General features: G+C 72.7%; 18 protein-coding genes. 11 read left to right on the top strand and 7 right to left on the bottom strand.

What is annotated here, in order from left to right; genetic code table 11:
* Positions 1–183: 183 nt before the first annotated feature.
* From AB0J88_RS11480 to AB0J88_RS11465, 4 genes are read left to right on the top strand one after another with little or no spacing between them, the layout of a single operon-like run.
* Positions 184–2,181: a thioredoxin domain-containing protein gene (locus AB0J88_RS11480; protein ID WP_364345935.1), complete on the top strand. Its 1,998-nt coding sequence runs from the start codon at positions 184–186 to the stop codon at positions 2,179–2,181.
* Between the two features lie 23 nt (positions 2,182–2,204).
* Positions 2,205–3,356 (top strand): 5-(carboxyamino)imidazole ribonucleotide synthase, encoded by a 1,152-nt coding sequence (locus AB0J88_RS11475; protein WP_364345937.1) that lies wholly within the window; start codon positions 2,205–2,207, stop codon positions 3,354–3,356.
* Entirely contained in the window at positions 3,353–3,850 is a 498-nt protein-coding gene (purE, locus tag AB0J88_RS11470) for a 5-(carboxyamino)imidazole ribonucleotide mutase (RefSeq protein ID WP_364345939.1), read from the top strand. The genes AB0J88_RS11475 and purE overlap by 4 nt, the downstream gene beginning before the upstream one ends.
* Positions 3,847–4,293 (top strand): GNAT family N-acetyltransferase, encoded by a 447-nt coding sequence (locus tag AB0J88_RS11465; RefSeq protein WP_364345941.1) that lies wholly within the window; start codon positions 3,847–3,849, stop codon positions 4,291–4,293. Before purE ends, AB0J88_RS11465 begins: the two co-directional genes overlap by 4 nt.
* Here the strand turns inward: AB0J88_RS11465 and AB0J88_RS11460 are convergent.
* On the bottom strand, positions 4,290–9,587 hold the full coding sequence (locus tag AB0J88_RS11460; protein ID WP_364345943.1) for a permease: 5,298 nt from the start codon (positions 9,585–9,587) through the stop codon (positions 4,290–4,292). The two genes, AB0J88_RS11465 and AB0J88_RS11460, sit on opposite strands and share 4 nt — an antisense overlap.
* Positions 9,588–9,767: 180 nt before the next feature.
* On the bottom strand, positions 9,768–11,195 hold the full coding sequence (locus tag AB0J88_RS11455; protein WP_364345945.1) for a UDP-glucose/GDP-mannose dehydrogenase family protein: 1,428 nt from the start codon (positions 11,193–11,195) through the stop codon (positions 9,768–9,770).
* Positions 11,196–11,467: 272 nt separating this feature from the next.
* Between AB0J88_RS11455 and AB0J88_RS11450 the strand changes: the two genes are divergently transcribed.
* A complete protein-coding gene (locus tag AB0J88_RS11450; protein ID WP_364346135.1) occupies positions 11,468–12,631 on the top strand; it encodes an acyl-CoA dehydrogenase family protein in 1,164 nt (387 codons plus the stop codon).
* 10 nt (positions 12,632–12,641) lie between these two features.
* On the opposite strand, the gene AB0J88_RS11445 is transcribed toward AB0J88_RS11450, so the two are convergent.
* Positions 12,642–14,180 (bottom strand): hypothetical protein, encoded by a 1,539-nt coding sequence (locus AB0J88_RS11445; protein ID WP_364345947.1) that lies wholly within the window; start codon positions 14,178–14,180, stop codon positions 12,642–12,644.
* A gap of 85 nt (positions 14,181–14,265) precedes the next feature.
* On the bottom strand, positions 14,266–14,931 hold the full coding sequence (locus AB0J88_RS11440) for a hypothetical protein (protein ID WP_364345949.1): 666 nt from the start codon (positions 14,929–14,931) through the stop codon (positions 14,266–14,268).
* A gap of 88 nt (positions 14,932–15,019) precedes the next feature.
* On the opposite strand from AB0J88_RS11440, the gene AB0J88_RS11435 reads away from it, so the two are divergent.
* Positions 15,020–16,975 (top strand): acetoacetate--CoA ligase, encoded by a 1,956-nt coding sequence (locus AB0J88_RS11435; protein WP_364345951.1) that lies wholly within the window; start codon positions 15,020–15,022, stop codon positions 16,973–16,975.
* Here the strand turns inward: AB0J88_RS11435 and AB0J88_RS11430 are convergent.
* Positions 16,968–17,645: a TIGR03089 family protein gene (locus tag AB0J88_RS11430; RefSeq protein ID WP_364345953.1), complete on the bottom strand. Its 678-nt coding sequence runs from the start codon at positions 17,643–17,645 to the stop codon at positions 16,968–16,970. The genes AB0J88_RS11435 and AB0J88_RS11430 overlap by 8 nt on opposite strands.
* Positions 17,646–17,782: 137 nt before the next feature.
* Here AB0J88_RS11430 and AB0J88_RS11425 point away from each other — a divergent pair, with 137 nt between their 5' ends.
* From AB0J88_RS11425 to AB0J88_RS11415, 3 genes are read left to right on the top strand one after another with little or no spacing between them, the layout of a single operon-like run.
* Positions 17,783–18,925, top strand: coding sequence for a glycosyltransferase family 1 protein (locus AB0J88_RS11425; protein WP_364345955.1), 1,143 nt, complete (start codon positions 17,783–17,785; stop codon positions 18,923–18,925).
* Between the two features lie 44 nt (positions 18,926–18,969).
* Positions 18,970–20,073, top strand: a complete 1,104-nt coding sequence (locus tag AB0J88_RS11420; protein WP_364345957.1) for a sugar phosphate nucleotidyltransferase — start codon at positions 18,970–18,972, stop codon at positions 20,071–20,073.
* Between the two features lie 23 nt (positions 20,074–20,096).
* On the top strand, positions 20,097–21,134 hold the full coding sequence (locus tag AB0J88_RS11415; RefSeq protein WP_364345959.1) for a hypothetical protein: 1,038 nt from the start codon (positions 20,097–20,099) through the stop codon (positions 21,132–21,134).
* A gap of 87 nt (positions 21,135–21,221) precedes the next feature.
* Here the strand turns inward: AB0J88_RS11415 and AB0J88_RS11410 are convergent, their stop codons facing one another.
* Positions 21,222–22,151: a winged helix-turn-helix domain-containing protein gene (locus AB0J88_RS11410; protein WP_364345961.1), complete on the bottom strand. Its 930-nt coding sequence runs from the start codon at positions 22,149–22,151 to the stop codon at positions 21,222–21,224.
* A 676-nt stretch (positions 22,152–22,827) separates the two neighbouring features.
* The gene (locus AB0J88_RS11405; RefSeq protein WP_364345963.1) at positions 22,828–23,886 is read right to left on the bottom strand and encodes a hypothetical protein; all 1,059 of its coding nucleotides are present in this window, start codon (positions 23,884–23,886) and stop codon (positions 22,828–22,830) included.
* 90 nt (positions 23,887–23,976) lie between these two features.
* On the opposite strand from AB0J88_RS11405, the gene cofD reads away from it, so the two are divergent.
* Together cofD and AB0J88_RS11395 are read left to right on the top strand one after the other, a co-directional pair.
* Positions 23,977–24,912 (top strand): 2-phospho-L-lactate transferase, encoded by a 936-nt coding sequence (gene cofD / locus AB0J88_RS11400; RefSeq protein WP_364345965.1) that lies wholly within the window; start codon positions 23,977–23,979, stop codon positions 24,910–24,912.
* A 38-nt stretch (positions 24,913–24,950) separates the two neighbouring features.
* Positions 24,951–26,198 (top strand): coenzyme F420-0:L-glutamate ligase, encoded by a 1,248-nt coding sequence (locus AB0J88_RS11395; protein ID WP_364345967.1) that lies wholly within the window; start codon positions 24,951–24,953, stop codon positions 26,196–26,198.
* Positions 26,199–26,248: the final 50 nt, after the last annotated feature.

Here is a 26,248-nt window from a genome sequence, read left to right as displayed (position 1 = left end):
GACCCACCAACGGGACATTGTGCGTAGCCGGTAAGGCGAAGCGAAGGCCACCCAATGGACTGTGTCCCCCGCCCAGGACCGCGACCAACGACGAACCGAAACCCGAGGAGACGAGGGGCGACCGGTCGTGGGACGGAGGGCGCGCTGAGAGCGACAGCCCAAAGGCTGTGACAGGCTGGAACAGTGAACCGCCTAGGTGACGCCACGTCCCCGTACCTGCTTCAGCACGCCGACAACCCCGTCGACTGGTGGCCCTGGGGGAGCGCCGCGTTCGAGGAGGCCAAACGCCGGGACGTGCCGGTGTTGATCTCGGTGGGTTACGCGGCTTGTCACTGGTGTCACGTGATGGCGCACGAGAGCTTTGAAGATGCTGGTGTGGCCAAGTTGATGAATGACAGCTTTGTCAGCGTCAAGGTCGACCGGGAGGAGCGGCCCGACGTCGACGCGGTCTACATGACTGCTACCCAGGCTATGACCGGGCAGGGTGGCTGGCCGATGACGGTGTTCGCGGCGCCTGACGGGACTCCGTTCTTCTGCGGGACCTACTTTCCCAAGGCCAACTTCTCCCGCCTGCTCGAGTCGGTGACCAAGGCTTGGCAGGAGCAGCGTGAAGACGTCATGCGGCAGGGTGCTGCCGTTGTCGAGGCCATTGGCGGCGCGCAGGCGCTCGGTGGGATCAGCGCGCCGTTGACGGCTGAGGTGTTGGACGGGGCCGCCGCCAAGTTGGCCGGCGAGTACGACAGTGAGAACGGCGGCTTTGGTGGGGCGCCGAAGTTTCCGCCGCAGATGAACCTGCTCTTCCTGCTGCGGCACTTCCAGCGGACCGGCAACGCGCGGTCGTTGGAGGTCGTGCGGCACACGTGTGAGGCGATGGCTCGCGGTGGGATCTATGACCAGCTTGCCGGTGGGTTCGCTCGCTACTCCGTCGACGCTCGGTGGATCGTGCCGCATTTCGAGAAGATGCTGTACGACAACGGGCTGCTGCTGCGCGTCTACACGCACCTGTGGCGGTTGACGGGGGATCCGTTGGCTCGCCGGGTCGCCGACGAGACGGCGCAGTTCGTCGTGCGTGATCTGGGTACGCCCGAAGGCGGCTTCGCCTCGTCTCTCGACGCCGACACCGACGGGGTGGAGGGTCTCACGTACTCGTGGACGCCGGGCCAGCTGGTCGATGCTCTCGGTGTCGACGACGGGGCGTACGCCGCCGGTGTTTTCGGGGTGACCGCTGCCGGGACGTTCGAGAAGGGTGCCAGCGTTCTGCGGCTCGCCCGCGACATCGACGACGCGAACCCGCCCGTGGTGGACCGGTGGGCGGATGTTCGGCAGCGGTTGCTGGCCGCCCGTGACCAGCGGCCGCAGCCGGCTCGGGACGACAAGGTGGTCGCGTCCTGGAACGGGATGGCGATCGTCGGGCTGGTCGAGCATTACTTCGCCACCGGTGGCGCGGAGTCGTTGGACGCCGCGGTCAAGGCGGCGACGCTGTTGGCCGAGCGGCACGTGGTGGACGGCCGGTTGCGGCGGGTCTCGCGCGACGGTCTGGTCGGTGATCCGCCAGGGGTGCTCGACGACTACGGCGCTGTCGCCGAGGCGTTCTGTGCCGTGCACCAGGCGACGCTCGACGGGCGTTGGTTGGCGTTGGCCGGCGCGTTGCTCGATGCCGCCCTGGCGCACTTCCCGACCGGCAACGGTGGCTACTACGACACCGCCGACGATGCCGAGCGGTTGGTCACGCGGCCGGCGGACCCGACCGACAACGCGACACCGTCCGGGTTGTCGGCGCTCGCGGCGGCGTTGACCAGCTACACCGCCCTGAGTGGTGAGCCGCGCTACCGGGACGCGGCCGAGGCCGCGCTGGGGACCGTCGCGCCGATCGTGTCGCGGTATCCGCGGTTCAGCGGTTATGCGGCCGCTACCGGCGAGGCGTTGCTGTCCGGGCCGTACGAGATCGTGATCGCCACGCAGGACGACCCGACGGGTGATCCGCTGGTCGCGACCGCTTACGAGCTCGCGCCGCCGGGTGCGGTGGTGCTCGTTGGTGCTCCTGACGCGCCGGGCGTACCCCTGCTGGCTGATCGTCCGCTCGTCGACGGCGCACCCACGGCGTACGTCTGCCGCGGTTTCGTCTGTGATCGCCCGACGACCGCGGTGGCGGACCTCACCGCGCAGCTCGCGCGCCGGTAAGGCCGGGATAGGCTTCGCGCGCCATGGATTCACGGACCGGACTGCCTGTCGTCGGCATGGTGGGTGGTGGCCAGCTGGCCCGCATGACCCACCAGGCCGCTATCGCCCTCGGCCAGTCGCTGCGGGTGCTCGCCGCCCATCCTGACGACGGTGCGGCGCTGGTCGCCGCCGACGTGCAGATCGGCGAGCACACCGACCTGGCGGCGCTGCGCACCTTCGCCAAAAGCTGTGACGTGGTCACCTTCGACCACGAGCACGTGCCGGAGGCGCACATCCGCGCCCTGGCCGCCGACGGCGTCAAGATCTTTCCTTCGGCCGACGCGCTGGTGTTCGCGCAGGACAAGCGGCGGATGCGGGAGCGGCTGTCGGAGCTCGGTGCGCCGGTGCCGCGCTGGCAGCCGATCGCCTCACCTGAAGACCTGGCCGCGTTCGGCGAGCGGGTCGGCTGGCCGCTGGTGCTCAAGGCGTCCCGGGGCGGCTACGACGGGCGCGGCGTGTGGGTCGTCGACTCACCCGCGGCGGCCGCCGAGGTGCTGGCCAGCGGCACGGAGCTGATCGGCGAGGAGATGGTGCCCTTGCGGCGCGAGCTCGCCGTGCAGGTGGCCCGGTCGCCGTTCGGGCAGGTCGCCGCGTACCCGGTGGTCGAGACCGTCCAGCGCGACGGCATCAACGTCGAAGTGCTGGCGCCGGCGCCGCTGCTGCCCGAGGACCTCGCCGTCGAGGCGCAGAAGCTCGCGATCGACCTGGCTACCGCGCTCGGCGTGGTCGGGCTGCTCGCCGTCGAGCTGTTCGAGACGTCGGCCGGGCTGGTCGTCAACGAGCTCGCCATGCGGCCCCACAACTCAGGCCACTGGACCATCGAGGGCGCCCGGACGTCGCAGTTCGAGCAGCACCTGCGGGCGGTGCTCGACTACCCGCTCGGCGACACCGCGCTGGCCGCGCCGGTCGTGGTGTCGGCCAACGTGCTCGGTGGCCCGCCCGGCGGCATGTCGATCGACGAGCGGATGCACCACCTGTTCGCCGAGGACCCCGGCGCCCGCGTGCATCTCTACGGCAAGCAGACCCGTCCCGGCCGCAAGATCGGCCACGTGACGGTCCTGGGCGACGACCTGGCGTCGTTGCGCGCCCGCGCCGCCCGCGCGGCTTGGTGGCTACGCGAAGGGACGCACGAGTGACCGCCGTCGGCTTGATCATGGGAAGCGACTCCGACTGGGCGACGATGCGCGCCGCGGCGGAGGCGCTCGACGAGTTCGGCGTCGGCTACGAGGTCGGCGTGGTGTCCGCACACCGCACACCCGACAAGATGATCGCGTACGCCCGTACGGCCGCGGATCGTGGCCTGCGGGTGATCATCGCGGGTGCGGGCGGTGCCGCACACCTGCCAGGCATGGTCGCGTCGGCCACCCCGCTGCCGGTGATCGGGGTACCCGTCCCGCTGAAGTACCTCGACGGCATGGACTCGCTGCTCTCGATCGTCCAGATGCCGGCCGGTGTGCCGGTGGCCACGGTCTCGATCGGCGGCGCGCGCAACGCGGGCCTGCTGGCCGTCCGGATCCTGGCCGCCGCCGACCCGGCGCTGCGCCAGCGCATGCAGGAGTTCCAGGCCGGCCTCGAGGTGCTGGTCGCCGAGAAGGAAGCCGCCCTCAAGGCGTCGCTGCGGTCGGAATGATCCTCGTCCGCCCCCGTCACGAGGCCGACCTCCCGGGCTGCGTCGCGGCGCTGCGCGCGGTGCACGACGCTGACGCGTACCCGCTGAACTGGCCTTCGGATCCGGTTGGCTGGCTGGATCCTCCCGGTCTCGCGCGGGCCTGGGTGGCCGAGCTGCCGGAAGGCACGATCGCGGGCCACGTCGCGATCCAGGGCGGCGAGCTGTGCCGGCTGTTCGTCACGCCGGCCGCGCGCCGCCGCTCCGTCGGCACCGCGCTGGTGGGTCAGGCGACGGCCTGGGCGGCCGAGCACGGCATCCGGCTGAGCCTCGAGGTCACCGACGAGCAGCGGTCGGCCGCGGTCGCCTTCTACGCGGCCAACGGCTGGCAGCACACCCACACCACCAGGGCCGGCTGGACCGGTCCCGAAGGCGGCCCGGTCCAGTTGCGGCACTACACGCTTTAGCGCATCCCGCGCAGGCTGCGGATGCGTTCCTGGGCTCGGCGGCGGTTCTCGTTGTTGGCGCCCAGGACCAGCAGGATGAGGCCGATCGGCAGGACGACGTAGTACGGGCCGACCCGGGTCACGGTGAAGTGGATCGCCGAGATGCCGGTGACCACCGCGCCCACGATGACCGGTGCCTGCTGCTTGACCATCGCGCCGAAGATGAGCGTCGCCGCCGCGCCGACCAGCAGCAGCAGCTCCCGCGTGTCGGTGGTGTCGCGGGTCAGCACCAGCACCGTCGTCGGCAGGAACGCCGTCACCAGCGCCGGGCCGTACGCCACCCAGCTGCCCAGCGACGGCCGCTGGCGCAGCTCGATCAGGCCGGCCACCAGCGCGACCGCGGCGAACGGCAGCGTGTACGCCTCGAGCAGCCGCACCTCGACGAGGTTCATCAGCAGCCACCAGGCGACGACCTCGCAGCCCAGGGCCGAGTAGAAGATGACCCGGCGGCGCGAGGCCCGGCGGTTGGGCCGGCCGGCCGCGACGCCGAGCACCGCGCCCCAGGCGGCCAGCAGGCCGGCCAGGTGCGGCAGCGAGTCGAAGGCCAGCGCGAACGCGATCAGGCCGGCCCCGTAGCCGCTCCACTCCACCGTGGTCGCCTCGCGTTGCGCCTCGGGGCGGCGCAGCCGGGGCACCAGCGCGGCGCCGACCAGCAGCGCGGCGCCGACGCCCAGCACGCCGAACGCCGACGTCGTGCGCGGCAGGCCGCCGACCAGCCCGAGCGTCAACACGAAGGCCTGCGCCATGATCGCGGCGAACAGCCAGCCGAGGATGCGGGCGCGCTCGGTCTTGCCGTACAGGGCCGCCGCCGCGCCGACCGCAACCGCGCTGCCCAGCGTGAACAGCGTCATCTCGCGGGTGGCCAGGCTGCCGGACAGGCCGGCGTTGCCGGCGGCCAGGCCGATCACGAAGCCGGCGATCCGGGCGGAGCGCAGCGACTGCGCCAGCTCCGACTCCGGCGGCGGCGGGGTCAGCGCCAGGGAGAGCATGGCGACCGCGAAGACCGCCAACGCCGCCTGGGTGGTCTGCGGCCAGCCGAGGCCGAGCGACACCGGCGTGATCAGGATGGTCACCGCGATGCCAGGCAGCACCACGGGGATCGCGCGGGCCGGACGGCCGCCGGAGAACGCCAGCGCGGCGAGCCCGGCCGCCACGGTCAGCAGCAGTGCGGAGAGCACGTTGGACGGGTCGACGGCGGCCTCAGGCGGGTCCAGCAGTGCCAGGGGCGGCCCTTCCCATATCCGGTTGACCACCTGGAGCGGGTCGATCAGAGAGGCGATCAGCGCGGGGCCGAGGGCATAGAGCGCGAAGAGGATGCCGGGTACGGCCAGCAGCAGCGCACCCATCGCCGGCTCCAGCGACCAGCGCCGGCCGGAGGCGCCGAGCTGGCGGCGCCAGGGGCCGGACCCGAACGCGCTCCACCGCCGGACCCGCTCCGCCTCGCCGCCCGGCGACACGGTCGCGCGCAACAGTTCGGCGAGGATGCCGAGCATCGCCGCGGCGGCAGCGTAGACGCCGGGCGAGACGCCGGTGCCGAGCGCGGTGGCGGCGGTGATCGTGGCGCCGCCGGCCAGTCCGACAGAGGCGTACGCGAGGAACGGCGCCATCCGGGTGCGGGTCAGCGCCAGCAGGGCCATCCCGAGGCTGGAGCCGGCCAGGGCGGCCGTCAGCACCACGACGGCGGAGCTGCCCACCGACGCGGCGAAGCCGGCCAGGGCGCCCGGGAGAGCCAGCAGCGCGCCGCCCAGGGCGAGCCCGCCGACGGTGCTCAGGTGCGGCGGCGCGGCGATCTCGGTCGAGGTGACCACCCGCTCGCCGGTGGCGGTCGCGCGCGGCCGGGTCATGGTCGCGGTCCCGCCGCCGCCGGTGGCTGGGCCGAAGTCGTCGTCGCCGGCCGGCACGGTTATCCGTTCGCTTCCCGGCCGGCTGTTGGGCACGGCTCCCGCGGCCCGCACCTGGGTGTCGACCCCGATTGGGGCAGCGGCCTCCGCGCCGGGGTAGCCGGCGGACTCGGTGGTGGCGCCCGTGCCGCCGCCGGGGCGGGTGAACAGCGTCCACCGCGGGCCGGCGTCGTCCACCGGGTCGGCCACGGCGTTGGCGGCCAGGCCCGCGACGACGGCGCCGATCAGCACGATGATGCCGAGCGCCGCCGCGGTGGTCCACGGGCGCACGACGCTGGCGCCGACCGCGTGCAGGGCGACGGCGGCGGCCACCCAGATGCGGGCGATGCCGGCCCGGGGGTCGGCGGCCATCACGGCGGCCACGCCATAGACGGTGGCGACGGCGCCGCCGACCAGGATCGGTGAGTACCAGGGCAGGCCGAGGGCGGCCGGCGCACCGATCGTGGCCAGGCCGACGAAGACGCCGGCGACGTCGTAGGACCAGGGACGGGGCAGCACGATCGCGGCCGCCCCGGCGAGCAGCACGAGCGCCACCGGTGCCTGCCACGCGCCGACCGCCTCGGTGCTGCCGGGCCAGCGGGAGAGGTCGGCCTCCCAGAGCGCGCCGGGGGTGGCGAGGATCCGCAGGCCACCGGCGAGGGACTGGTAGCCGGCGACCGCCGCGATCACCCCGCCGCCGACCGCGATGCCCAGGGCGGGGCCGCGCCGCCAGCCCTCGGGCAGTGCCCGCACGGCGATGGCGACGACCAGGATCATCGCGGCCACGGTGGCGATCTCCCCGCCGGGCGCGAGGATGGCCGCGATCCGGGCCAGTGCACCGATCAGCGCGGTGGTCGCGGCCGCCGAGGCGAAGTCGGCGCCGTCGAGCATCCGGTCGGCCCGCCGGCCGTGGTCGATCGACGGTGCCAGGAACAGCAGCATTGCGGCGACCAGCATCAGCGCGCCGACCAGCTTGTCGGCGACCATCGACTGCGGTGCGGCGAACGCGGCCGCGGCGACGGTCATCGCGCCGAGCCCGGTGCCGACCGTCAGCGGGACGCTCAGGTGCCGCTCGGCCACCTGGTTGAGCGCCGCGAAGCTGAGCGTCGCGCAGACCGCGAGGAAGCCCGTGGCCAGGATCGGCACGGTGGCGTTGGGGCTCGGCACGGTCGCGGCGACGAAGCTCGCCACCGCGCCCGGGAACGCGAACGCCGCACCACCGGCCGCCCACTCGCCGACCGGGTCGGCCCCGGCGTTGTCGCGGATGGTGCCCGATCGCGCGGCCGCGGCGATCAGCGCGCCGCTGGCGGCGATCACGAACAGCACAGCGGCGGTCAGCGCCGGGCGGGCCGTCGAGGCACCCGCCGCGGCCAGCCCGACCAGGGCGGCGCCGACGGCGTGCGCGACGCCGGCGCGGTTGGTGCGAGCCCAGAGGCCGGCCACGCCGATGGCGATCGCGGCGATCGCGGGCGGCCACGGCGCGGCGGCCCAGCCGAGGTTGAACGAGGCCGGCGCGGCGAGGGCGGTCAGAGCCGCCCCGGCGACCGCCAGCTCACGCCGGATCTCCTGCGGGGCGGCCAGCACGGCGGCGATGGTGAGCAGGGCGGCCGCGACCGCGAGCTGCCACTGCGCGGAGCCGATGGCGGCGTCCAGCTTCCCGTCGTACGCGGTCAGGTCGGCCCGCCACATCGGCAACGAGGCGTCGATCGGCGCGATCGCGGCGCGCAGCGTGTTGCCGGCGATCACCATGCCCATCACCAGCAGCGCGGCCGTCGAGGCGAGCTGGGGGCCGCGGCGGGAGTCGTCGGGCAGGGCGCGGACGCCGAAGCCGATCAGCGCGATGATCGCGGCGACCACGACCAACGCGTGTCCGGGCAGCGCGACCGAGGCGACCCGGCCGGCCGCGCCGATGATGGCCAGCGTCATGACGGCACCAGCCACGTCGGGCAGCGGCCGGCGACGGAGCTGGAGGGAGCCGATCAGCCCGATGCCGGCGGCCAGCACCAGCGCGATGCCGGCCACGGTGGCCGCCGGCAGGGTGCGGGCCTCGACCAGCCCGGCCACCGCGTAGATCAGGGCGGCGCCGATCGCGACGCCGAACAGCACCCACGACATCTCGCGCAGCCAGCGGGCGGCGACCTCGGTCTGCGGCGGCGGGCCGGACACGGGCGCGTCGGTGGGACCGGCGTCGAGCAGGACCTCGTCCTCCTCGGCGGCAGCCTCGGGACGGCGCGCCGCGGGCTCAGCCGCGGCCTCGTCGTCGGTGCGCTGCCCGGGCACCGGGCTCGACACGATCCGGGACACCTTGGGTGTGTCCGCGGCCGCCGGGGCTGTGCTCGAGTCGACGTCGCCGGCGGTCGTCTTGTCAGCGACGGGCTGGGCCGCGGGCGGCTCGGCGGGGGTGGCCGGCCGGGGCGGCGCCAGTCGGGCCGACCAGGCGGGCGGGACGAGGGAGCCGAAGGCGGCGTACTGCCGGCCCAGCCACACGTCCATGGCGGCGACGGCGGCCAGCGAGAACGCCCAACCGGTCGGCCCGTCGATCGAGCCGTGCGCGAGCAGCGGGATGACCGGCTGAAGGGCGAGCACGGTGGCGTAGCGCGGCACGCTGAGGCCGGTCGCGCTGGCGTAGACCGCCGCGATCGCCGCCGTCACCGCGAACACGATGCCGCCGAACACCTCCCCGGGCACGGGGCCGGTGCGGACGGCGGGGACCAGGTAGAGCGCGTAGCCGATCAGCGGCACGAGCGTCAGGCCGACCGCGGAGACGGTCTCGGCGGTGGAGCTCAGCTGCCGGGCGCGGACGAACGGCGCGACGCCCAACATCAGCGCGGCCGCGCCGGCAAGGATCGCCAGGCGGGGGATCGCGAACGGCGTCACGCCCGCGAAGACCACCGCCGCGACGCCGAGCAGGAGTGCGCCCAGGCCGAGGTAGACGTTCTGGATCTCACGGGGCGACGCCTCCGGGCGTACCCCCTCGTCGTCAAGGTCCTGCACCCGTGGTGGCGGAGGCGGCTCCGGCGGTGCTCCCGCGCCGGTCGGCTGCTGCCGGGGGATCCGGGCAGCGGTCGGGTCGGCGGTCGGCGGACGCTTGGTGGCCCGGCGGCGCAGCACCCGGCGCGGCTTCTTGATCTGCTCCTTGAGCCGTTCCTGGTTGGCCGCGGCGAGGATGTCGCGCTGGAACCGGGCAGCCTGCATCCGCTGGGCGAGCAGCCGCTGGTCACGCGCGAGCTGGATGTCCTGGCGGCGGATCTCGGCGATCTCGCGCTCGATGCGCTGCACCTCGTCGGCCCATCGACCCTGCTCGGCATTGCAGTAGGGGCAGCGGGGAGCCGGATCGATCTCCCGACCGCAGGAGGGACACGGATACCTTTCCATCGCACCTCTTCGCGGCAGGACAGTGACGCCTATACCGAAGCATGCCCATACTGGACGTCGATTGAACAGTCCCTTTGGGCGTGTCCGGACGCGACACCCGAAATCGGTGACGTCCCTCCAATGTGAAAGGGCGCCCCCGGGGTGCGAAACCCCAGGAGCGCCCTTCGATGAAACAGACTGTTACGGGCGGCCCATCCCGCGGTAGGTCCAGCCGGCCTGGGTCCACAGTGCCGGGTCCAGGCAGTTGCGGCCGTCGATGACCTTCTTGCCCGCGACCAGGTCGCCGAGGGCCACCGGGTCGGCGTTGCGGAAGTCGGCCCACTCGGTCAGCACGCAGACTAGGTCGGCGTCGCGGACCGCGTCGTTGAGGCTGGCCTCGTACGTCAGGTCGGGCGCGGCCTTCTTGGCGTTGTCCATGCCCTCCGGGTCGTAGACCCGGACGTCCGCGCCGGCCTTGAGCAGCAGCCCGGCGACGGCCAGCGACGGCGCGTCGCGGATGTCGTCGGAGTTGGGCTTGAAGGTCGCGCCGAGCACCGCGATCCGGGCGCCGGACAGGTCCGGACCGGCCGGGCCGGAGCGGCGGCCGAGCAGGTCGGCGGCCAGGTTGAGCACCCGGGTGCGGCGGCGCAGGTTGATCAGGTCGACCTCGTGCAGGAAGCGCAGCGCCTCGCCGGCACCGAGCTCCTGGGCGCGGGCCTGGAACGCGCGGATGTCCTTGGGCAGGCAGCCGCCGCCGAAGCCGACGCCGGCCTGGAGGAAGCGGTTGCCGATGCGGGGGTCGTAACCGATCGCCCGGGAGAGCTGGGTGACGTCGCCGCCCGCGACCTCGCAGACCTCGGCCATCGCGTTGATGAACGAGATCTTGGTGGCCAGGAACGCGTTGGCGGCGACCTTGACCAGCTCGGCGGTCGCGAAGTCGGTGATGACCAGCGGCACCTCGCGGTCCTCGGTGGCGGCCAGGTCGAAGACGCCCTTGTGCGCCGAGTAGAGCAGCCCGTTGGCCCAGTCGCTCTTGACGCCGACCACGATCCGGTTGGGGCGCAGCACGTCTTCGACGGCGAAGCCCTCCTGGAGGAACTCGGGGCTCCACGCGACCTCGACACCGAGCTCTGGCGCGACGTGCTTGCCGACCAGCTGCTCGATCCACTCGGCGGTGCCGACCGGCACGGTGGACTTGCCGACGATCAGGGCCTTGCGGGTCAGGTGCTGGGCGAGGTTGACCACGGCGGTCTCGACGTAGGTCAGGTCGGCGCCCATGCCGTCGCCCCGCTGTGGGGTGCCGACGCAGATGAAGTGGACGTCGCCGAACTCGGCGGCCTCCTGGTAGTCGGTCGAGAAGCGCAGCCGGCCGGCGGCGATGTTGCGCCGCAGCAGCTCGTCGAGGCCGGGCTCGTGGAACGGGACCACGCCGGCGGCCAGTCCGGCGATCTTCGCCTCGTCGACGTCGAAGCCGAGCACCTCGTAGCCCAGCTCGGCGTAGCAGATGGCGTACGTCGCACCCAGGTAACCGGTGCCGAGGAAGGTCAGCCGCGGGCGGGCGGCACCGGACGGTGGCGTCACCGCCGCGATCGCCGGCATGGGCTGGGTGTTCGGGTACGGGATCGTCACGCCTTGGTTCTCCGCTCACGCTCGGCAGCGCCACTGTGCGCCACGTCGTTGTCGGGGCTGGCCGCGCCCGCACGGCGCGTCAGTTAGGACATCTGTACTTCTGGCCCGCCGGAGCGGGTTCACCTACGTGCGCAGGCGAGGATAGTGCGTGAGCCTACCCACTGTGCATCCGAGCCAACGTTACCGGTCGGTATCCTCAGCACTGGGCCGGATAGACACATGCCCGACGCACGCTACCGGTGGCGCTGTCCGCCGGCCAGGGGAGGGCCGCAATCATGACTCAGGGTTCGTTCGACGTTTACCAACTGCCAGAAGAGCACAGCACCATCCGGGCCGCGGTCCGAGAGTTGTGTGACGCACGCGTCGCGCCCAATGCCGCGCACGCGGACGAAACCGGCGACTTCCCCAAGGCGTCGTACGAGGCGTTGCGCGCGGCCGACTTCCACGCGCCGCACATCCCGGTCGAATACGGCGGTGCCGGCGCCGACGCCCTGGCCACCGCGATCGTGATCGAGGAGGTGGCGCGCGCCTGTGCCGCGTCGTCGCTGATCCCCGCGGTCAACAAGCTGGGCACGATGCCGCTGCTGCTGGCCGGCTCCGACGCGGTCAAGGCCGAGTTCCTGCCGCCGGTCGCGCGGGGCGAGGCGATGTTCTCGTACTGCCTCTCCGAGCCCGACGCCGGCAGCGACGCCGTGTCGATGACGACCCGGGCCGAGCGCTCCGGCGACGGCTGGGTGCTCAACGGGGTCAAGCGCTGGATCACGAACGCCGGTGTGTCGGAGTTCTACACGGTCTTCGCGGTCACCGAGCCGGGAGCCCGGTCGCGCGGCATCTCGGCGTTCGTGGTGTCCAAGTCGGATGCCGGTGTCTCGTTCGGCGCACCCGAGAAGAAGCTGGGCATCAAGGGCTCGCCGACCCGCGAGGTTTACTTCGACAATGTGCATATTCCGGATTCGCGCCGGATTGGCGAGGTCGGCACCGGGTTCGCCACCGCGATGCGCACCCTCGACCACACCCGCGTGACCATCGCCGCGCAGGCGGTCGGCATCGCGTCGGGGGCGCTCGACTACGCCCTCGGGTACGTGAAGGAACGTCACCAGTTCGGCAAGCCCATCGCCGACTTCCAGGGCGTGCAGTTCATGCTCGCGGACATGGGCATGAAGCTCACGGCCGCGCGCGAGCTCACCTACGCGGCGGCCGGGCGGTCCGAGCGCGGTGACGCCGACCTGACCTACTTCGGCGCGGCCGCCAAGTGCTTCGCCTCCGACGCCGCCATGGAGATCACCACCGACGCGGTCCAGCTGCTCGGCGGGTACGGGTACACGCGCGACTACCCCCTCGAACGGATGATGCGCGACGCCAAGATCACGCAGATCTACGAGGGCACCAACCAGGTCCAGCGGGTCGTGATGGCCCGCCAGCTGCTCAACGGCTGACGGGCGCTCCTCAGAACCGGGTGGTGGCGTCCGGGTCGGTGGGCGGCGTGGTCGGGGTGGCGTGGCCCGGCGGTGGGTAGGCCGCCGGCGGTGGCGGCGTGCCGTGCAGCGGCCGGGTGCGGCCGTCCGGGGCGGCTTCGTCGCTCGCGTCTGGGTCGTCGGCGGCCGGGCTCAGCAGGGTCGTCTGCTCGTCGTCGCTGTCTGAGGCCGGAGGATCCGTCGCCTCTTCGCCTGTCGTCGCGGACCGCAGCAGCGTGGACTGCTCGTCACCGTCCGAGGTCGGCGGCTTGAGCACCGTGGTCCGTTCGTCGTCGGAGGCCGGCGGTTTCAGCAGGGTGGTCTGCTCGTCGTCGTCCGGAGGGGCGAGCCGGCTGGTCTCGTCCGTGGCGGGCGGTGGCGTGATGCGGGTGGTCTCGTCGGTGGGCGGGCTCAACCGCGTCGTGGCGTCCGTGGCGTCGGCCGCCTCGCTGGCGCCCGGCTGGCGCGGCACGTGCGGCGTGAACCGCGGCGGCGGAGGCGGCGGCGTCCGCTCGCTGCCCGGCGGACGCGGCGGGCTCGCCGGCGGGCGCGGCGGCGTCGACCAGGCACCGGCGGAGGCGGGCGACGGCCCGGCCGCCGGCGGCGGCCCGGACGCGTGCCGCGGCGGAGGCGGAACCATCTGCCCAGCGGGCGGCGGCGGATCGGGCGGCCCGGAGGGCGGCGGACTTGGCGGCCCGGACGGCGGTGGCGGCCCAGCCGGCCCGGAGGGCGGCGGCGGAACCATCTGCCTGGCCGGCGGCGGCGGACTTGGCGGCCCGGACGGGGGCGGCCCAGCCGGCCCAGAGGGTGGCGGCGGAATGAACTGTCCCGGGAGCAGCGGCGGCCCCGAGGCCGGCGGCGGAACCGTCTGGCCGGATAGCGGCGGCGGCCCAGCCGGCGGCGCCGAGGCCGGCGACGGCGACCCGGGCGGGCCGCTAGCCGGAGCGCCCGAGGTCGGCGCGGGCACTGGACCCGGCTGCCCGTACCCCTGGCCGTAGATCACCCCGGTCGAGTAGGGAGCGGCCGGCGATCCCGGAGCCGCCGCGAAGGCCGGCGAGGTCGGATAGGCCGCCGGCGGGTAGCCAGGCTGACCGACCGTGGCCCCCGGATAGACCGGCTGCGCGGGCACCGCGGGTGCCGGATGCCGCCGCCAGCGCCGCGGGCTGGTCACCGTCAGCAGCAGCAGTGTGCCGACCACCGGGCCGATTCCCACGATCGGGTTGACCAGGCCGGCCGGGCGGCCGAACACGGAGGCCGAGAACAGGTCCTGGAACAGTCCCGGGTCCTGACCGGCCCACACGCTGACCACGATGAACGCGAGCCCGGCCGTCGCCGGCCCCACCGGGGAGAGCCGGGTCAGCACCAGCAGCGTGAGCAGCACACCGGCCGCGGCGAGGGCCGCGTAGCCGCCGACCATGCGCAGGTCGAACCGCCCGACGCCGATCGAGACCTCGTTCATCCCGTAGCCGGCCAGCACCCAGATGACCGGTGCCAGGAGCAGCGACAAGAGCAGCGATCCGAGATGGCGCATCGGGCCTCCCGCGGGCTGCGGTCAATCCGGTGGATCGACCCAGGTGAAGCGCACCGTACCCCGCGGGAGCGACGAACTCTGTCGCCTATTCGGCCTTACCGTCCGGCCGGTACGGCGCCGGCGGCGACGACCAAGGGGAGCCCCCGGCGGTGGGCACGTCGGCGGGGCGTGGCGAGCCGAACGTCTCGGCCCGGGGAGCCGGCACGTCGGCCGGTGGGTAGGCCAGCGACGGCGGACGGGTGTCCGGGTCGGGGCTGAACCCGCCGCCGAACAGGTCGGGGTCGGTGTCGTCCACACCGGACCCCGCCGGCGCGGCGGTGGCGGCGACCGGCCAGCGGCGCCACCGCTGCACGCTGAAGGCCGCCATCGCCAGCAGCAGGCCGAGGAACAGCAGCGTGCCGTTGTCGAGCGGCAGGCGAAGCTGCAGCGGGTCGCCGAACAGCCGCCAGCCACCCGGCACGGCCGACCGCACCCGCAGCGGGGCGATGAACATGCCCACGTACGGCGCCATCAGCAGCAGGCCGGCGACCAGTGGACCGAGCGGCGACCAGCGCAGCGTGGCGAGCACGCCGAGAGCGATCCCGGCGGCGGCGAGGTAGACCGCGGGCTCGATCAGCCGCGCGGTGTTGAACGCGGAGGTGTCGGCCCAGGTCGTGATCGTCGAGGTCGATCCGTCCTGGCCGAGCGCGAGCAGAATCCAGACCAGCGGCGCGGCGACGATGCCGGCGAGCAGGCTCCACAGATGACGCACGCGAGCACCGTACCGGAGGGTGTTCCGGACCGTGAATGTGTGCGCGGCACCCACATGTCAGCGCCCTCGCATAGGGGAGGATGGCCGGATGAGCAACGAGGTGTTGTGGACGCCGCCGTCCGACGCACGCCAGACCAGCCGGATCGGCCACTACCTGCACTGGCTCGAACGTGAGCGGGGTCTGGCCTTCGCCGACTACGAGGCGCTGCGGCTGTGGTCTGTCCAGAACATCCCGGATTTCTGGCGCTCGATCTGGGACTACTTCGAGGTCGTCAGCCACACACCACCGACGGAAACGATCACGGATCGGCACATGCCCGGCACACGGTGGTTCCCGGGGGCGACGCTGAACTACGCGGAAAACGTGCTGCGGATGCCCGGCCGGGCCGGCGACGACCCCGCCGTGATCGCGCACGGCCAGACCCGGGCTCCGCAGACCCTGACCAAGGACGAGCTACGCGACGCGGTACGCAGGTGCGCCGCGGGTCTGCGCCGGTTGGGTGTCGAGCCCGGTGACCGGGTCGCGGCGTACGCGCCGAACATCCCCGAGACGTACGTGCTGATGCTCGCCGCGGCCAGCCTGGGCGCGATCTTCTCGTCGTGCGCGCCCGAGTTCGGCACCCGCAGCGTCTGCGACCGTTGGCAGCAGATCGAGCCCAAGGTGCTGGTCGCGGTCGACGGCTACCGCTACGGCGACAAGCCGGTCGACCGCGCGGGCGAGGTCGAGGCGATCCGGGCGGCGCTGCCGTCGGTCGAGCACCTCGTGATGATCAACTACCTGCGCCCGGAGGCGGGTTCCGGCTGGGACGCGCTCACCGCCCCCACCGACGAGCCGCTGACCTTCGCGCCGGTGCCGTTCGACCACCCGCTCTACGTCCTCTACTCGTCGGGCACCACCGGCCTGCCCAAGCCGATCGTCCACGGGCACGGCGGCATCCTGGTCGAGCACCTCAAGATGCTCGCGCTGCACCACGACCTCGGCCCGGCGGACCGGTTCTTCTGGTTCACCACGACCGGCTGGATGATGTGGAACTTCCTCGTCTCGGCCCCGGCGGTCGGTGCGACGATCGTGCTGTTCGACGGCAACCCCGGCGCGCCGAGCCTCGACACGCTGTGGGAGCTGGCGGAAGAGACGCGGATGACCTATTTCGGAACGTCGGCGCCGTTCCTGCTGGCCTGTCGGAAATCCGGTTTGGTGCCACGCGCCGACCACGACCTGACCGCGTTGCGCGGGCTCGGCTCGACCGGTGCTCCGCTGCCGCCCGAGGGCTTCGCCTGGGTGTACGCGGACGTCAGCGACACCCTCCAGCTCCAGTCGCTGTCCGGCGGCACCGACGTGTGCACGGGCTTCGTCGGCGGCGTGCCGCTGCTCCCGGTGCGGTCCGGCGAGATCGCCTGCCGGGCGTTGGGCGCGGCCGTCGAGGCGTTCGGGCCGGACGGCACGCCGGTGCGCGACCAGCTCGGCGAGCTCGTGATCACCGAGCCGATGCCGAGCATGCCGGTCGGCTTCTGGAACGACCCGGACGGCAGCCGTTACCGGGAGGCGTACTTCGACGTCTATCCGGGCGTCTGGCGCCACGGCGACTGGATCACCATCAACGAGCACGGCGGCTGCGTGATCACCGGCCGCTCCGACGCCACCCTCAACCGGGGCGGCGTGCGGCTGGGCACGTCCGAGTTCTACTCGGTGGTCGAAGGGCTGCCGGAGATCGCCGACTCGCTGGTCATCCACCTGGAGGACAGCGAGGGCGGCGCCGGTGACCTGCTGCTGTTCGTGGTCACCACCGACGAGCGCGACCTCGACGGCAACCTGACGGCCAAGATCGCCAAGGAGCTGCGCACCGCCCTGTCGCCACGGCACGTCCCGGACGCGGTCTACCGGATCCCGGGCGTACCGCGGACGCTGTCCGGCAAGAAGCTCGAGGTGCCGGTGAAGAAGATCCTCACGGGTACGCCGGCCGAGACCGCGGCGGCCAAGGGCGCACTGGCCAACCCGGAGTCGTTGGCCGCGTTCGAGAAGCTGGCCCGCGAAGGCGTCAGCTGAGGTCGCGGGTGACCTGCTCGCTGGCGATCCGGCCGGCGAGCTTGGCCCGGTCGAGGTTGCCGCAGAGCACGATGCTGGCGCCGGCGGCCAGCGGCGCGAGCAGCCAGTCCCGCGGGTCCGGGTGGGTCGCGGCGTCGATCAACACCCGGTCGCCCGGCCGCAGGCCGAACGGATCTTCGCTCTTCCAGTCGGAGGCGCCACGGGGGTACGCGGCGAAGACGTCACCGAAGACCCGCACCGCGACCGTGTAGTCCTGCCAGCCCACCGGCACCTCGCGCATCGGCAGGGCGAGCGGGTGCAGTGACAGCGCGTAACGGTCCCCGGCCGGCCAGTCGTCACCCTCCGCGACCCGCGCCTCGGTGGCGAACAGGACGTCCACGGGTCCGGGCGCGCTCGCGACCTCCACGCCGGCCGCCCAGCAGCCGAGCAGCACGGCAGCGGTCTGCCAGTGCGGGGGCAGCAGCACGCCGGCCCGGTCGCCGTCGCCCAGCCCCGAGCCGTCGACCAGCAGGTTGGCGGTCTTCTCGACCCAGTTGTCGAGCGTGGCGCCGGACAGTTCGGTGCGCTCGCCGGTCGCGTCGTCGTACCACGTCAAAAGCGGTCTTGTCGGATCTCGGCGGATTGCTGCCGCGAACATCCGGGCGATTCCGTCCGCGCTCTCTTCGACCATCGGTCGCACCTTACCGGTTAGGCATCGATCGTTCGCCGTGTCGTCACGGTGTCACCGGCTCCGACCCGTCGCTGGCTCAGCGTAGGCTTGGGACCATAGTGGCCTGGCACACACCGCACCCGTGAGGAGCCCGCACCGTGACTTCCGGTCCGCCCCGCGTACTCGTCGACGCCACCAGCGTTCCCGCTGACCGCGGCGGCGTGGGCCGCTACGTCGACGGGCTCCTAGGAGCGCTCGGCAAGGTCATCGGCTCTGAGGTGGAGCTCGCGGTGGTGGGGCTGCGCACCGACGCGGAGCGTTACAGCCGGATGCTGCCCGCGGCCGAGGTGGTCGCCGCGCCGGCCGCGGTCGCGCACCGGCCGGCCCGGCTCGCCTGGGAGCAGACCGGCCTGCCGCTGCTCGCCCAGCAGGTCGGTGCCGACGTGCTGCACTCGCCGTTCTACACCTGCCCGCTGCGGGCCGGCTGCCCCGTGACGGTCACCGTCCACGACGCCACGTTCTTCACCGAGCCCGAGCACTACGACAAGTCCCGGCGCACGTTCTTCCGCAGCGCCATCAAGACCTCGCTGCGGCGGGCACACCGGGTGATCGTGCCGAGCAAGGCGACCCGCGACGAGCTGATCCGGCTGCTCGACGCCGACCCGACCCGGGTCGACGTGGCCTACCACGGCGTCGACCCGACCGCCTTCCACCCACCGACCGCCGAGGAGAAGGCGCGCGTCGCGGCTCGGCTGGGTCTTGCCGGCACCGACTACGTCGCGTTCCTCGGTGCCAAGGAGCCCCGCAAGAACGTGCCGAGCCTGATCCGCGGCTGGGTCAAGGCGGTGCACGACCGGCCCAACCCGCCCGCGCTGGTGGTCGCCGGCGGCCAGGGTCACGACGACGACATCGACCGCGCGGTCGCCGAGGTGCCGGGCCACCTGCGCCTGCTGCGTCCTGGCTACCTGCGCTACGCCGACCTGCCCGGCTTCCTCGGCGGTGCGCTCGTCGCGGCGTACCCGAGCTTCGGTGAAGGTTTCGGCCTGCCCATCCTCGAGGCCATGGCGTGTGCGGTGCCGGTGCTGACCACGCCCCGGCTGTCGCTGCCCGAGGTCGGCGGTGACGCGGTGGCGTACACGAGCGAAGACCCTGACCAGATCGCGGTCGACCTGGCCGCGCTGCTCGACGACGAGCCGCGCCGGATGGCGCTGGGCAAGGCGGGCTTCGACCGGGCCAAGGAGTTCACCTGGGAGTCCAGCGCCGAGGTGCACATCGCGGCCTGGCAGCGGGCGCGCGCATGACGGACCCTGCTGCCAGCTTTGCGGGGGTCCGGCATGATGTCCCGATGCACGCCGTCATCCTCGCCGGCGGCAGTGGCACTCGACTGTGGCCGCTGTCCCGTCTCCACCAGCCGAAGTTCCTCCATCCGCTGAGCGGCAGCCCGATGTCGTTGCTGCAGGCGACGGTCGAGCGCGTGGCGCCGCTGGCCGGCCCGGAGCAGACGATGGTGGTGACCGGCGCCGCCCACGCGGCGTCCGTCGCCCGGCAGCTCACCGCGCTGCCCGAGGAGAACATCCTGGTCGAGCCGTCCGCGCGGGACTCCTGCGCGGCGATCGGCCTCGCGGCGGCACTGATCGCCCGGCACGACCCGTCAGCGATCATGGGCGCTTTCGCCGCCGACCACCTGATCACCAACCCGGCCCAGTTCGTCGAAGTGGTCCGGCAGGCGGTCGCTGGTGCCGAGCGCGGCCTGCTGATGACCATCGCGATCAAGCCGACCCGCCCGGAGACGGGCTACGGCTATCTGCGCTGCGGCGCCGAGGTCGGCCCTGGTCCGGTGCGGATGGTCGAGGCGTTCGCGGAGAAGCCGGCGTACGAGCTGGCCAAGCAGTATGTCGACTCCGGCGACTACCTGTGGAACGCCGGCATGTTCGTCTGGCGGGTCGACGCGTTCCTCGCGGAGCTCGCCCGCCAGCAGCCGAGCCTGCACGAGGGCCTGTGCCGGGTCGCGGAGGCCTGGGACCGGCCTGACCGCGACGAGGTCGTCACGACCGTCTGGCCGACCCTGACGAAGATCTCGGTCGACTACGCGGTCATGGAGGGCGCCGCCGCGGCCGGCAAGGTCGGCACGGTGCCCGGCGACTTCGGTTGGACCGACGTGGGCGACTTCCAGACCCTGGGCGACGTGCTGCCGGGAGACTCGCGCGGCAACGTGGTCCTGGGCGGCGGCGCGGACCACCCGGGCGAGAAGCCGGGGGTGCTGCTGCGCGACACCGACCGCCTGGTCGTCGTGCCGCACTCGGGGCGGCTGGTGGCGGCCCTCGGCGTAGGCGATCTGGTGATCGTGGACACGCCCGACGTGGTGCTGGTCTGCTCCCGCGCGCGCTCCCAAGAGGTCAAGCAACTGGTCGACGAACTCAAGGAACGAGGCGACGAGGGTTTTTGCTAGCCCTTGGTCCTTAGGCTGATCGCATGACCGCCCCATTGCGCCATGTGGAGTTGTCCGTTGCCGGCAACGAGGCCAGTGACCTGCTGCCCGTACTCTCGCCGTCTTTGTTGGAAGCCCACGGCGCTCGTCGTGGCCTGTGGACGGTGCTCGACGAAGGTCCGGTCGAGGCCTGCGTGGCCCTGCTCGTGCAGGACCACGAGGGCCGCTGGGCGGCGCACCACCAGGGCTTCGACGCCGGGGCGGAGGCGGGCCGCACGGAGGACGGAGAGGCGCTGGCGCACCGCGACGGATGGGTCTACGTCGTCGGCTCGCACTTCGGCTCCAAGGGCGGCCCGCTGCGGCCGAGACGGGCGTTCTTCGCCCGGTTCCGCGAGGACGACGCCGCTCGCGGTGTGGTGAAGCTGCACGTGGTGCGCAACCAGCTTCGGCTGCACCGGGCGATCAACGATGCGTTGCTGGCGGCCGACATCAGCCCGCTGCCGCCCGGCGAGCGGGTGCAGCGGCAGTTCATCCGCGAGACCCAGGTGCGTGGTGCGGCGAAGGCGAAGAGCTGGACCTCACGGGTGATCGCCGGGGACCTGCCGGTGAACGTCGAGGCCGCGGCCTTCACGCCGTCCGGCACGTTGCTGCTCGGCCTGCGCTTCCCGGTTACCCAGGACGGCGAGCCGATCCTCGTGGAGATCTCCGGGGTGGAGGGGATGTTCGACGCCGACCCGCGCACGTGGCCCGCGGTGGTGCGCGCCTGTGCGCTGACCGGCGTCACCCCGCCCGGCACGCTGACGGGCTTCCGCGCCTTGACGGCCTCGGGTGACGGTTTCGAGGCGGTCGTCGGTTCGATCGACGCGTTGGGGAAGGGCTCGGTGCTGCTCGACGACCACCCGACGGGCGGAGACATCACGTGTACGCACGTGCGGTTCGCCCTGGGCTCCGGCAGCCGGGTGCCCGGCCAGGTCGTCGACGACCTGGCGCCGTTCCACAACGTGGAAGGGATCGCGGTGCTGGACGGCGAACGGATCTACGTGACCGACGAGGACCACCGCATCGCACTCTGGCACGACTAGGCCCTGTCTCGTATCTGGCGTCGAGTCCAGACGTCGTGAAGGTGCCGTGCGGCCACGCGGCGCCTGGGCTCGTCGCAGCCCGGCCTCCTAGTCGAGCATCGCCCGGCCCAGCGGGGTCAACGTGTGCAGCATGGTGTTGCCGTCGCGGCGGCTGACGAGGAGACCGGCGTTGCGCAGCACGGCGGCGTGCTGGCTGGCGGCGGCCGCCGAGATGTCGAGCCGGCGGGCGATCTCGCCGGTGGAGCAACCGCCGTCGACCACCTCGAGCACCCGGGCGCGGGTGCGGCCGAGCAACGCGGCCAGGGCCGGCCGCCCTGGCTCGGCCGGCTGGTCGAGGCCGCCGAGCCGCTCGACCGGATAGACGAGCACCGGCGGCAGGTCCGGGTCGACGAGACTGACCGGCGTGCGCGTGCAGAAGAACGCGGGGACGAGCAGCAGCCCGCGGCCGTCGAGGTGGAGGTCCCTATCGGCCGGGTAGTGGCGGACCTCCAGGACTTCTCCGTCCCACCGCATGGCCGGCCGGAGGCTGCTCAACAGCCCGTCGGCCCCGTCGGCGAGCATGGCGCGGGCGCGCTGGCTGCGATCGGCCTCGACCGCACTCTCGATCCGGCTCCAGTAGGGAGCGATTGCCAGCGCCCGGTAGGCCTCCATCGAACCGGTCAGCCGATGCAACGTCGCGACGTCACCGCGGGCGAGGTCGGACACGCTGACCGGCAGCCGGTTGGCGACTGACGTGCCAGCCGCGTTGCCGGAGGCCAGCCGGTTCAGGTCGCGGCGCAGGTTGGCGGTAGGCGTCGACCGGATCGCATCGAGCCCCGGCAACAGCCCGGCGCGGCTCTCGAACGGGGTCAGGAAGTCGGGAAAGTAGCCCTGCGGCGGGTTGAGCGCGAACAACAGCCGGACGCTGTCGCGGTCGTCGCTGTGCCGAAGCCCGGCGGCGACGTCACGCCGCCAACCGGCGAGCAGCGGGTCCCGCTCAGCCCGGCGGGCCTGAAAGAGATGCAGGCTGAGAATCAACTCCCAAACAGGATCCGCCCCGGGCGCGACGCGCGTGCGCGCGACATCGTCACGGGTGAAATGGATCCGCAGCACGATCTCGAGGGCTCCGCTCCAGGAGGGGGATGGCGGGCGTCCGTGGGATTGAGCGTACCGGCTGACCTCAATGTTTCAGCTCTGGCTGAAAGTCCTCGCACTCACCGTGCGGTTTGGCCATGCTCGTGTTAGCGCCCACATGAGCGGGGCGGCATTGCCGCCCGGCCGACACCAACGAGGGCCCGCGACCACTCGTCGTGGAGGTGGCGGCCGGGCGTGCCGCGCGTCGACCTTCCTCCCGGGTCCGCGCCACAACGGCACCACCCGCCGCGACGTGGGGGCTCGGCGGGTGGTGCCGCCTGGCCGGGGTTGCACCGTCGCGGCCACACAGTCTTGCCCGCGACCCGCTAGGTCCCGCAGCGGGTCGCGGGCCTCCGTACACCAACCACCGCAAGGCACGCGCTGGATCTCTGCGCTTTCGACACGTCCAACGCCGGCCCCTTGCAACGTTGGCCCTCCACCCCCGGCGTCTTCGCGGCCTCAGCGCACCCGTGCTGAATCACGGGACCTTTGACGCCACCCAGGCGGGGTCTGGGTGCGGACATGAAAACGGGGGCAGCGAGTCCGGCATGGTGCCGGCCTGCTGCCCCCGAATTTCGTCTCAGCGAACGTCGGGCCGGGTCGGCTCGTCGTCGGCCGCGGCCGGCGGCGGCGCGGAGCCGGCACTCGGCTGCTGGCTGGCCGGGTTGATCACCTGGGTCCGCTCGCCCTCTGGCGTGGGGATCGCGGTGGTGGGCTCGTCCGCCTCGGCGACAGGCGCGGCCGGGCTGGCCGGCGCGGGCGTGGGCGTGGGCGTCGGCGGCACCGGCGGGGCCGAGACCGGAGGAGCCGTGATCGTCTGGGTCGCCTGCGGCGAACCAGCACCCGGCACCGGCGGCCAGGTGGCCGGCTCACTCGCCGAGGCCGAGGGACCGGCCGGCGGCGGGTAGGCGCCAGGCTGACCCGGCGCGCCCGGACCTGCCGCGGGCTGTCCACCCGGAGTGCCGGGACCACCGAGGCCCGGAGCCGCACCTGGGTAGGCCGGCGGCGGCGGGTAGCCAGGCTGGCCGTAGGCGGCGGGTGCGCCGTACCCGGGCTGACCGGGCTGGCCCTGCCCATAGCCAGGCTGACCGGGACCGGGCTGCGGGTAGCCAGCCGGTGCGCCGTACATGCCGGGCTGTGGCTTGGGGCGCGGCACGTAGTAGAGGGTCCGCCAGACCTTGTAGATCAGGAAGCCGGCGGCCGCGAAGATGCCCGCGTACGCGATGCGGACCAGCAGGCCCGTGAACGCCGCCCGGACCTCGCCGTCGACCAGCGAGCCGAACAGCCAGGCCAGCAGCGCGATCACGCCGAAGACGGCGGACACGGCGTACTCCGCCAGCGCCACCTGCGTGACCAGCTTGGCGCGCGGCACGGCCGGCTTCAGGTGTGTGGCCAAGAGCACGGCCAGCAGAGGCAGCACGATCGCCTCGATGCCCGCGAAGTCGAAGAAGCTTCCGCCGGCCCGGCTGGAGAACCCGACATTCGCCGAATAGGGCACGAGCAGATCGATCAGCCCCACGAACAGCAGGACGGCGTTGGCGCCGACCAGCACCAGCGCGATCAGCTCGCGCCAGGGTTTGGTGATCTGGTTGGCCGAGGTCTGTTCAGTAGTCGACCCGGCCTCGGGTTGGGTGGTCACGGCTCCCCCTGGGGCGATGACGGAAGATGGCTTTCGTGAGCGTAGTCGCCCGGACGCCGGGAAACCGGCAGTGTAGGTAAGGATTGCGAGATGCACATCGTCGTTTTGGCTGGTGGTATTGGCGGCGCGCGGTTCTTGACCGGCGTTCGGGCATATGCCCGAGCCACCGGTGCCGAGGTGACCGCGGTCGTCAACGTCGGCGATGACGTGACCATGCACGGCCTGCGGATTTGTCCGGACCTCGACAGCGTCATGTATACCCTGGGTGGCGCCGCGGACCCAGAACGCGGTTGGGGGCGGGTCGGGGAGACCTGGGCGGTCAAGGAAGAGCTGGCCGCGTACGCCGCGGAGCCGACCTGGTTCGGTCTCGGCGACAAGGACATCGCCACCCACCTGGTGCGCAGTCAGATGCTGAACGCCGGCTACCCCCTCTCCGCCGTCACCGAGGCGCTGTGCCAGCGCTGGCAGCCGGGCGTGCGCATGTTGCCGGCCACCGACGACCGCTTCGAGACGCACGTGGTGGTCGACCTCGACGGCGAGAAGGCGATCCACTTCCAGGAATGGTGGGTACGCCACCGCGGTGACGTGCCGACCAAGCGCTTCGTGTTCGTCGGTGCCGACACCGCGAAGCCGGCCGCCGGCGTGCTCGAAGCGCTGGCCACCGCCGACCTCGTGCTGGTCGCACCCAGCAACCCCGTGGTCAGCATCGGCCCGATCCTGGCCGTGCCGGGCCTGCGCGCCGCGTTGACCGCTCCCGTGGTCGGGTTCTCGCCGATCATCGGTGGCAGCCCGGTGCGCGGCATGGCCGACAAGTGCCTTGCCGTGCTGGGCGTGCCCTGCACGGCGGCCGCGGTCGGCGGGATGTACGGCGCCCGCAGGGACGGCGGCATCCTCGACGGCTGGCTGGTCGACAGCACCGACGCCGGTGCCGAGGTGGCAGGGGTCACGGTCAAGGCGGTGCCGCTCTGGATGACGGACGAGCAGACCACGGCCGAGATGGTCCGCGCGGCCGTCGAACTGGTATGACTGCGACTGACTCGGTAGCCGGTGGCGGGGGAGTGGGCATGCGGCTCGAAGTGTTGCCAGTCGAAGGCATCGGCGACGTGCACCCCGGCGACGACCTCGCGGCGGCGATCACCGCCGCCGCACCGTGGCTGCGCGCCGGCGACGTGCTGGTGGTGACGAGCAAGATCGTGTCGAAGGCGGAGGGCAGCCTGGTCGACGTGCCGGTCGACGGTGACGAGCGCGCGGTCGCTCGTGATGAGGTGTTGCGCGCCGAGACCGCCCGCCCGGTGGCCCGCCGCGGCCAGACCCGGATCGTGCAGACCCACCACGGCTTCGTGATGGCGTCGGCCGGCATCGACGCTTCGAACGTCGACCGCGCCCACCTGGTGCTGCTGCCCAAGGACCCGGATGCCTCCGCCCGCGCGCTGCGAACCACCCTGCGCGAGCGGCACGGCCTCGACGTCGCCGTAGTGATCTCCGACACCATGGGCCGACCATGGCGCAACGGACTCACCGACGTCGCACTCGGTGCCGCCGGTATCCCCGCGATCCGGGACCACCGGGGCGAGGTCGACCCGTACGGCAACGAGCTCTCCATCACCCAGATGGCCGTTGTCGACGAGCTCGCCGCCGCCGGCGAGCTGGTCAAGGGCAAGTGCGCCCAGGTGCCGGTGGCGGTCGTACGCGGATATCTCGACGCCCCACTCCCGGAAGCCGACGGCGACGGCGCCGCGGTGCTGGTTCGTGGCGCTGATCAGGACCTGTTCTCGCTCGGCACGTCCGAAGCCCGCGCCGACGGACTCCGGGCCGCGGCCCGCCTGTCCGACCACGGTCAGCCTCCCTTCTCCGCGTTGGACGAGGTCAACGTCGAAAAAGCGCTGACCCGCGCGTTGGCGACGATCACTCCCGGATCCACGGCGACATTCGCCGCAGACCTGCTCCCCGGGGACAGCAATGGCCCCTGGCACGCCAATGGCGACGGCGTCCGCGCCAGCGATGCCGATGCCGACGGCGATCGCGGCCACGCCCGCAGTGCCGATGACATGCGCGATGCCGATGCCGTGCGCCCCCACGGCGCCGACGGCGATGGCACCCGCGCCCGCGACGCCGATAACGTCCGCGCCCGCGACGGTGTCGCCCGTGGCCGCGTCGTTTGTCGGCCTGCGGAGGCCACCGGCGCGGCTCTCGTGTCGTTGGGCGTGGACGTACAGTGCCTGCGTGCGGCATTGGCCGCCGAGGGTCTCGGTTCCACGATGGAGACCATCGAGGACGCTCAGGGGCCACACGTGGTGGTCACCGTCCGCTGAGGTGGTGCTCGCTCCGAGTGGGCTTCGTTCATACCCTCTTCATCGGATCG

The organism is Asanoa sp. NPDC049475 (genome assembly GCF_040676915.1).
GTDB lineage: Bacteria > Actinomycetota > Actinomycetes > Mycobacteriales > Micromonosporaceae > Asanoa.
Note: the sequence above shows the minus strand (reverse complement) of the source record. Positions and strands in the feature narration are given on the sequence as shown.